General features: G+C 66.7%; 3 protein-coding genes. All 3 read left to right on the forward strand.

Annotated elements, in window-relative coordinates; translation table 11 throughout:
• Positions 1-353, forward strand: a 353-nt coding sequence (locus LX14_RS20525; RefSeq protein WP_253649251.1) for a GNAT family N-acetyltransferase, incomplete at its 5' end; no start/stop codon positions are given.
• Positions 354-386: 33 nt separating this feature from the next.
• Complete coding sequence (locus LX14_RS20530; protein ID WP_253649252.1) at positions 387-1,301, forward strand: ThiF family adenylyltransferase; 915 nt, start codon at positions 387-389, stop codon at positions 1,299-1,301.
• Positions 1,302-1,415: 114 nt separating this feature from the next.
• Positions 1,416-1,973: FAD/NAD(P)-binding protein (locus LX14_RS20535; RefSeq protein WP_253649253.1), on the forward strand; the 558-nt coding region annotated here is incomplete at its 3' end.

A 1,973-nucleotide genomic window follows, 5' to 3' on the forward strand; every position in this document is an offset into this window, starting at 1 on the left:
CTAAGCATGTTGGTCATGCCCTTCGCACGCTCGGCCCACGCTCGTCGGCGCGTTTTCTCACTACCCAGCTGCGCCTTTCTCAATTGTTGTGCGCGACACTGCCCGAACGCACAACCCAGCTTCACAGCCTCATTGTTGATCCCGATTATCGCGGTTACGGGCTTGGCGTGATGTTGGTCGATGCCGTCGAACAGTACGCCGCTTCGGTCGGTGACGAGCGCGTTCATCTCTACATTCTCGACGGCAACGACGTCGACCGCTTTTATCAACGCTTGGGGTATCGGACCCAACATATTCGGCCGCGCCTCGCGGCTTACCCAGGGCGGGCAATGTCAAAAACGCTGCCCGCCTGATTTTCGGTCGCCACAACAAGGAAGAAGGATGCAATGACGACGCCCACCGTGGAAATCATCAAGCACCGCGGCACCTACAACGACGACTTCTACTGGGAGCGTGTGGACCGCAACCTGGGGTGGCTGGGGGAGAACGACGAGGAGGCCCGCGCCCGCCAGACCGCCCTGCGTGACTCCGTCGTCGGGGTCGCCGGCGCCGGCGGCATCGGTGGCTCGACGACCCTGCGCCTGATCCGCATGGGTGTTGGGACGGTGAAGATCGCCGACAACGACGAATTCGACACCACCAACATCCAGCGGCAGGTCGGCGCAGACCTGACGCACCTGGGCGGCAACAAGGCAGCCGTGATCGGCGAGATGGGCGCCGAGATCTCCGGCGACGTCTCGATCGACGTGTTCCCCGAGGGCATCACCGACGCCACCGCACAGCCCTTCGTCGACGGTTGCGACCTGGTCCTCGACCAGATCGACGTCTACGCCGTCGACGCGCACTACTCGCTGCACGAAGCGTTCCGACGGTCGGAACGCTGCAAAGCGATCATCACCGTCCTGACCATCGGACACGCCGCCTACGTATTCAAGTACACCAAGTCGTCCATGCAGATCGAGGAGGTCTACGGCATCCCCAAGCGGTCGGGCGACGACCTGTCCGAGGCCGAGCTGCGGCAGCTGATCGGCCGCATCATCCCCGAGCAGCCCGACTTCCCCTCCAGGGAGGCCTTCGACCGCTGGTGGGTCGACAACCGCACGGTATCGATCTGGGCCGGCACCCCGCCGCTGTGCGAGGGCGTCCTGGCCGAGCGAGCCGCCCTGGAGCTCATGGACTTCCCCGGCACCGAGCCGCTGCCGGTGCAGCCGGGCTACGCAATCCTCGACACGAAGTCGTGGACGTCGAAGACCCATACCGGCGCCTGGTGGAACGACCCGGAGCACCCCCGCAAGGACTGACACGCCCCGGCCACACGGCCGTCTCGGGCCCGACCCCTTGTGTCGGGCCCGAGACGACCATGCCCGCCGCCGACACCCTCGCCCCTCCAACTCTCCGATTGGGAGCACCACGACATGACCACTGCCCGCCACCACCAGTTGCGCGTCGCGATCATCGGGATGGGCCCGCGGGGCCTGACGGTGTTCGAGCGACTGTGCGCCAACCTCGCCGAGGATTCCCCGTCCGCCCCGGTCACCGCCCACCTCATCGACGGCACCCGCGTGGGCACCGGCACCGTGTGGCGCACCAACCAGCCCGGCCACCTGCTGATGAACACCGTCGCCTCGCAGGTCACGGTCTTCACCGACGCCTCGGTGGTCATGTCCGGCCCGGTCGTGCCCGGGCCCAGCGTGTACGAGTGGGCCACCTATCTCGTGAAGATCGGCCCCCTGGGCGAAGTGTCCGACCAGGTGCTCGCCGAAGCCCGGGACATGAGTCCCGACACCTACCCCACCCGCAGCTTCTACGGCCACTACCTTCGCTGGGCGTTCGAGCACATCGCCCGACGCCACGGCCGGCACATCACCGTGGTCGAGCACCACGCCTGGGCTACCGACGTCACCGACGGCACCGGTGGGCGCCAATGCGTCGCCCTCGACAGCGGCCGTCAGCTCACCGACCTCGACGCCGTC

It is taken from the genome of Williamsia deligens, from assembly GCF_024171765.1.
Lineage (GTDB): Bacteria > Actinomycetota > Actinomycetes > Mycobacteriales > Mycobacteriaceae > Williamsia_A > Williamsia_A deligens.